At 68.0% G+C, this 6,370-nt stretch carries 6 protein-coding genes and 1 pseudogene; 5 read left to right on the plus strand and 2 right to left on the minus strand.

Annotation, left to right across the window (positions count from 1 at the left end; translation table 11 throughout):
* Positions 1-159: 159 nt before the first annotated feature.
* Positions 160-1,293, plus strand: coding sequence for a carbohydrate ABC transporter permease (locus tag QM591_RS12355; protein WP_415132697.1), 1,134 nt, complete (start codon positions 160-162; stop codon positions 1,291-1,293).
* Complete coding sequence (locus QM591_RS12360) at positions 1,293-2,249, plus strand: carbohydrate ABC transporter permease (RefSeq protein WP_067162478.1); 957 nt, start codon at positions 1,293-1,295, stop codon at positions 2,247-2,249. The genes QM591_RS12355 and QM591_RS12360 overlap by 1 nt, the downstream gene beginning before the upstream one ends.
* Positions 2,250-2,409: 160 nt before the next feature.
* On the opposite strand, the gene QM591_RS12365 is transcribed toward QM591_RS12360, so the two are convergent.
* Together QM591_RS12365 and QM591_RS12370 are read right to left on the minus strand one after the other, a co-directional pair.
* Entirely contained in the window at positions 2,410-3,084 is a 675-nt protein-coding gene (locus QM591_RS12365) for a DUF305 domain-containing protein (protein WP_415132693.1), read from the minus strand.
* Positions 3,081-3,794, minus strand: coding sequence for a DUF3105 domain-containing protein (locus QM591_RS12370; protein ID WP_415132694.1), 714 nt, complete (start codon positions 3,792-3,794; stop codon positions 3,081-3,083). The genes QM591_RS12365 and QM591_RS12370 overlap by 4 nt, the downstream gene beginning before the upstream one ends.
* Positions 3,795-4,003: 209 nt before the next feature.
* Here QM591_RS12370 and QM591_RS12375 point away from each other — a divergent pair, with 209 nt between their 5' ends.
* The 3 genes and pseudogenes from QM591_RS12375 to QM591_RS12385 form a co-directional block, all read left to right on the plus strand.
* Positions 4,004-5,341 carry a multidrug effflux MFS transporter gene (locus tag QM591_RS12375; protein ID WP_415132695.1) on the plus strand — a complete coding sequence of 446 codons (1,338 nt, stop codon included), beginning with the start codon at positions 4,004-4,006 and terminating at the stop codon, positions 5,339-5,341.
* Between the two features lie 63 nt (positions 5,342-5,404).
* On the plus strand, positions 5,405-6,043 hold the full coding sequence (locus tag QM591_RS12380; RefSeq protein WP_415132696.1) for a phosphatase PAP2 family protein: 639 nt from the start codon (positions 5,405-5,407) through the stop codon (positions 6,041-6,043).
* Positions 6,044-6,047: 4 nt separating this feature from the next.
* A pseudogene (locus QM591_RS12385) lies at positions 6,048-6,370 on the plus strand (hypothetical protein); the annotation flags it as partial.

A 6,370-nucleotide genomic window follows, 5' to 3' on the forward strand; every position in this document is an offset into this window, starting at 1 on the left:
CGATATCTGGATGTTCATGGATGCCTTTCGAGTGCGACATCGGTCTCAGAGACGGCCGAGGCCCCCGGAGGCGCGGCCCCACTCCCTCCCTGCGGCCGTGCCTCCGGGGGCCTCGGCCGGCTCTGAGTCCGATGTCGCACTCGAAAGGCATCCATGAACATCCAGCACTTCTTCCAGTGGCTGTCCACGCTCAATCCTTGGCTCGAGATCGTCGTCATCGTCGGTCTGTTCGTCGGCGTGGTCGGTCTGATCCTGTTCTTCGTGGAGATCGCCCCTCGGAAGGGCACGCTCTACACGGTCATCCGCCTCGCGGCGTGCGTCGTAGGGCCGGCGCTCGTCCTGATCTTCCTGGGCTCCTGGTATGAGGCGGCCGCCGTTGCCGCCGTCCTCGGCCTTCTGTTCTTCTTCCTCGACAAGCGCGCCAAAGACGGCGCGGGGTCGTTGTTCCAGCTCGTGGGGTTCCTCACCCCCGCCCTCGGTCTTCTGGCCGTGGGTCTCGTGGTCCCGACCATCCAGACCACTGTTCAGGCGTTCATGAACTCGCGCGGCACGGAGTTCGTCGGCTTCGAGAACTTCGCGTGGATCTTCACGCAGCCCCAGAACGTCCGGGTCATCGTCAACACGATCCTCTGGGTGCTCATCGCGCCCGTGTTCTCGACGATCGCGGGGCTCGCCTATGCGTACTTCATCGACAAGATCCGCGGAGAGAAGTACTACAAGATCTTCGTGTTCATGCCGATGGCGATCTCGTTCGTCGGCGCCTCGATCATCTGGCGCTTCATGTACACGCAGCGCCCGTCGGGTCAGGAGCAGATCGGCTTCCTGAACCAGGTCGTGGTGTGGTTCGGCGGCCAGCCGTACAACTTCCTCGCCGATGACCCGTGGAACACCTTCTGGCTGATCGTCGTGTTCATCTGGATCCAGACCGGTTTCGCGATGGTGATCCTCTCGGCCGCGATCAAGGGCGTTCCGACGGAGCAACTGGAAGCTGCCGAGCTCGACGGCACGAACGCGTGGCAGAAGTTCCGCAACGTCGTGGTGCCGGGCATCCGTCCGGCGCTCATCGTCGTGCTCACCACGATCTCGATCGCCTCGCTGAAGGTGTTCGACATCGTCCGCACCATGACGGCGGGCGCGAACAACACCTCCGTCCTCGCGAACGAGATGTACACGCAGTTCCGCAGCTTCGAGGCGGGGCGTTCGGCCGCCTTCGCGCTCATCCTGTTCGTGCTGGTGCTGCCGATCGTGATCTACAACGCCGTGCAACTGAAGAAGCAGAGGGAGATCCGCTGATGACCACGACATCCGCTGCCGTCGTCGTCGACGACCAGGCTGCTCGCCGGATCAAGCGCGGCGAGAAGAAGATGCTCTCGGGCACGAAGAAGCGCCTCAGCTCGCCGTGGGCGACCGCGGCGGCGCTCATCATCGCCGCCGTGTGGACGGTGCCCACGTTCGGGCTCTTCCTCACCTCGTTCCGGCCGCCGGAGCTGATCAACACCAGTGGTTGGTGGACGATCTTCCAGAACTGGGGCTTCACGCTCGACAACTACGCGACGGCGCTCCAGACCGGCAACAGCCAGCTGAACATGGCGGGCGCGTTCGTCAACTCGATCGTGATCTCGGTCCCGGCGACGATCCTCCCCATCTCGGTGGCCATGCTGGCGGCCTACGCCTTCGCGTGGATGAACTTCCGCGGGCGCAACATCCTGTTCATCGGGATCTTCGCGCTGCAGATCGTCCCGTTGCAGATGGCGCTGATCCCGCTCCTGCAGTTCTTCGCGCAGGGGACGATCTTCGGCATTCCCGTCGTGGAGGCCTTCGGATCGGCCGGCTACGCGCAGGTGTGGATCGCGCACACGATCTTCGGCCTGCCGCTGGTGATCTACCTGCTCCACAACTTCGTGTCGGAGATCCCGGGCGAGGTCATCGAGGCGGCACGTGTGGACGGCGCCGGGCATGGGCAGATCTTCTTCCGGATCATCCTGCCGCTGACGGCCCCCGCGATCGCTTCGGTCGCCATCTTCCAGTTCCTCTGGGTGTGGAACGACCTGCTCGTGGCATTGATCTTCGCCGACGGCAACGTCGCTCCGATCACCAAGCTGCTGGCGGAGATGACGGGAAGCCGCGGTCAGGACTGGTACCTGCTGACCGCCGGTGCCTTCATCGCCCTGATCGTGCCGTTGATCGTGTTCCTCTCGCTCCAACGCTTCTTCGTCCGAGGCCTGCTGGCCGGATCGACGAAGGGCTGAGCAGAAGAGCATCGGCTCGACCACGGAGGCGGGGTCGCTCGGGAGGGAGCGGCCCCGCCTCCGTTCGGCGTTACGCAGGTGCGACAGTCTGTGGTGCTCGGATGCGCCGACGGCCGGAGTGCCGGGTGCGCCGGGGGCGAGCGCCAGGCGCGGAGCGCGTTCAGCTCGAGCAGCCCAGTCGCTGCTGCATCGAGGTCATCGCGTCGATCTCGAACTCCTGCGCGGTGCGCATCCGTTCTGCGACGGCGAGGACGCTGGGCTCGGATCCGAGCTCGATCACCGCAGAGGCCATGGGGATCGCCCCTTCGTGGTGGCGGATCATCAGCGTGAGGAACTGGCAGTCGGCGGCGCGGCCGGTCGCCTGCGACAGCTCGGCGAGCTCGGCGGCGCTCGCCATCCCCATCGCCTCCTGGGCTTCCTCGGGGCTCGACGGTGCCGCCGTGGCGACGCCGTGGGCGTGGCCCCCGGGCGCCTCAGCCATCCACGCCATGAGCGGGTCGCCGGCCTGCGACAGGCCCCACTGGGCGAGCCAGCCGTACATGACGCCCTTCTGCTCTGCCTGACCCGTGGCGATGTCATACGCCAGAGCGCGAAGGTCCGCGTCCTCTGTCTTGCGGTAGATCGTCATGGCCATATCGATCGCCTGTGCATGGTGCACCTGCATGTCGCGCGCGAACCCGGCCTCGGGGGAGGTGTCTGCGGGCGTCGTCGGGGCGATGCCGAACGTGGAGAACCGGCCGATCGCGAAGGCGCTCGCCGCCACGGCGATGACGACCAGCAGCACCGCCCACCAGGGCGGCAGGGTGCGGACCGGTGTGTCGTCGCTCGTCGTCACGACTGCTTTCCAGGCGCATCCAACGCGCCGGTGCACGCCGCGTTGGGCTCCGGCGCGGAGGTGCTGCGCCAGTAGGCGCGGAGGAACTCGCCGATCCGAGGGTCGTCGGCCTTGTCGACGGTGAGCTGCGCGTTCCACGCACTCACGACGATGGGGGAGGGGATGCCCGGATACGGCGAGAGGATCGTGTATGTCGAGGGCAGCTGGGAGCGCAGGGCATCGACTTGCGACTGATCCACGACAGCCGGGTCGTACGTGATCCACACCGCGCCGTGCTCGAGCGAGTGGACGGCGTTCACGTTGGGGACCGGCTCCGAGTAGACGCCGCAGTTGAGCCACATGGCGTTGTGGTCGCCGCCCGTGGGCGGGGTCTGCGGGTAGGTCACGTCTCCCTCGACGTGGGTGGCGGTGTTCGTGTAGGTCTGGACACCCTCGACGCCCGAGCCGTTGCCGTCGCCGCGAGGAATGCTCACCGGGCGCGGCGTGAAGATGATCGAGGCCGCCACGAGCGCCACGACGGCCAACGCCGCGGTGCTGCCGACGACCCACCACAGGATCTTGCTGCGTCGGCGCTTCTCGAGCTGCCGCTGGTACTCGGCCAGCTTCTGCTGCTTCTGCGCCTCGCGTTGCTGCTTGGCGGTCTGGTTGAGCTGCGCCTGCGTCGCAGGATTGCCGCTCGCGCGCTTGCCGGAAGAGGAAGTCGGGGTCATGTGAAGTGATCTCGGCTCGGGGACGGGGATGCGTCGGAGACGCGGGCTGCCGAGGTCGTTCCGTGAGGACGACCGCAGAGCGGGGGTTCAATCCTATGCGCCGGAATGGGACCGGAGGCTGGGAAAGCGTTATGATCGTGACGGCGCTCCGAATCGATTCGACGCCCTCTCGAGTTTCATCCTCTCCGTCATCGCCCCGTCAGGACCCCGTGCGCGACACCGCCTCCATTCCGTTGCCCTCTTCCCGTCGATCGGCGTCCGGTACCTCGACCGGCGCCATCCGTACCCTCGGCACCAACCCCGCCACGGCGCCGATCGTGCTCCACCCCGGCGACCGCATCTCGACGCGCCGACGAGTGCTGTACGTCATCCTCCTCGGCGCGCTCACCGCGCTCGGCCCGTTCACGATCGACCTCTACCTGCCGGCGTTCCCGGTGCTGGAAGAGGACTTCCAGACCTCCGCCGCGGCGATCCAGCTGACCCTCACCGGGACCATGATCGGGTTCGCGCTCGGCCAGCTGATCGTCGGGCCGCTGAGCGACAAGGTGGGTCGACGGCTCCCGCTCCTGCTCGTGACGGCGCTGCACGTGGTGGCCAGCACCGGCGCGGCCTTCGCGCCGACGCTGGAACTGCTCTCGGTGGCCCGCGTGCTCATGGGAGCCGGTGCCGCCGCGGGAGGCGTCGTCGCTGCGGCCATCGTGCGGGATCTCTTCGGGGGTCGACGACTCGTGGTCATGCTCTCCCGGCTCGCCCTCGTGTCGGGCGTTGCGCCCGTGTTGGCGCCCCTCGTGGGATCGGCGCTGCTGCTGATCGTGCCCTGGCGCGGGGTGTTCGTCGTGCTGGCCCTGTACGGCGCCGTGATGCTCGTCTCGGCCATCGTCTTCATCCCCGAGACGCTTCCGCCCGCGCGCCGTCAGGAACGAGGTTCGACCACCGTCTGGCAGCGCTACCGGAGCGTCTTCGGCGATCGCGTCTTCGTCGGCGTCCTCATCATCGGGGGGATGACGTTCTCGGGCCTGTTCAGCTACCTCTCCGCGTCGTCCTTCCTCTTCCAGAAGACCTACGGCTTCGACGCACAGCAGTACGGGATCCTGTTCGCGGTGAACTCCCTCGGCGTCGTCCTGGGCGTCCAGGTCGCATCGCGGCTGGCCGCGCGGTTCGGCCCGCAGTGGGTGCTGGCGTGGTCGACGGGAGTGCTCGTCACCGCCGGAACGGCGATCGTCGTCACCGACCAGCTCGGGCTCGGGCTGTGGGGAACAGTCGTTCCGCTCTTCTTCTTCATGACGGCCTGCGGGTTCACGTTCCCGTGCGTCCAGGTGTTGGCCCTCGATCGCCACGGGAACGCGGCGGGGACCGCGCAGTCGATCATCGGTGCCACAAACTTCGGTGTCGCCGGCATCATCTCCCCGCTCGTGGGGTGGCTCTCGCGCGGCGCGGGGATCACGGCGACGACGATGGCATCGGTGATGGTGGGCTGCGCGGTCGTCGGCATCCTGTCGCTCTGGGTCATCGTGCGTCCCCGCACGGTCGAGCGTCTGACTCCCTGACGCGGTTCGCGCGGGCGACGGTCTCGAGTTCAGCCGCCAGGCCGAGCCGTCTAGGCTGAGGCGATGACCCCTCCCGCCGCAGACGTCGATGTCACCGTGGCACTGCGCAGAGCCGTCGTCGGGGTCGCGCTGGTGGTGCTGGCCATCGTCCTGGGAATCATGATCGCCGTCGAGGTGGACCCCTTCGATGTCGACACGTGGTGGAACGGCGCCGTCGGCGCCCTGTCTCCCTCGCTGACCGGCCTCTCCTACGCGCTCAACTTCCTCGGCGGCGGGTGGTTCGCGACGTATCTCGTGCCGATCGGCGGATGCCTTGCCCTCGTCGCCTGCCGGCGCTGGCGTGCGGGCCTCTTCTTCCTCGTCGCGTCGGGACTGAGCGCCGGCATGGTCCAGGTGCTCAAGAACGTCTTCGGTCGCGTGCGCCCGGAAGACATGCTCGTGATCTCCGACCACGGGTCCTTCCCCTCGGGACACACCGCCAATGCCGCCACGATCGCCGTCGTCGCGCTCATCCTTCTTCCCCGTGCGTGGGTCGCCCTGCTCGCGGTGCTGTGGACGCTCCTGATGGCTTTCAGCCGCACCCAGGTGCACGCGCACTGGTTCAGCGACACGGTCGGAGGCGTGCTCGTGGGGGCGGGGATGGCGCTCATCGTGGCGGCGATCTTCACCCTGCCGCTGATGCGGGAGCGCTCGCTAGGCTGAGCGCATGACCGCGCCCGACGACGCCGCAGCCGCTGAACTGGCCCGCTTGGAGGCGGAGGCCGAAGCTGCCGAGGCAGCTCTCGCGCTGGCCCGAGCCAAGGCCGCCCTTGCCGCGGCGCGAGCGCAGGCGGCGGGGAGTTCCGCCGCGTCCGAGGGGGACGACGCATCGGAGGTGAGCGCATCGTCGGAGGCCGATGCCCCGCGCGGTGAGAAGGCGACGGCCGTCGACGCCGCGGCAGCTGCGTCCGTCGACGGGGAGGCCTCGACGGGTTCGGGTGCCGCGAGTGCGACCGACCCGACCGCCGCGGCGGCCGCGGCGGCCGCGCC

It is taken from the genome of Microbacterium sp. (assembly GCF_047607225.1).
GTDB lineage: Bacteria > Actinomycetota > Actinomycetes > Actinomycetales > Microbacteriaceae > Microbacterium.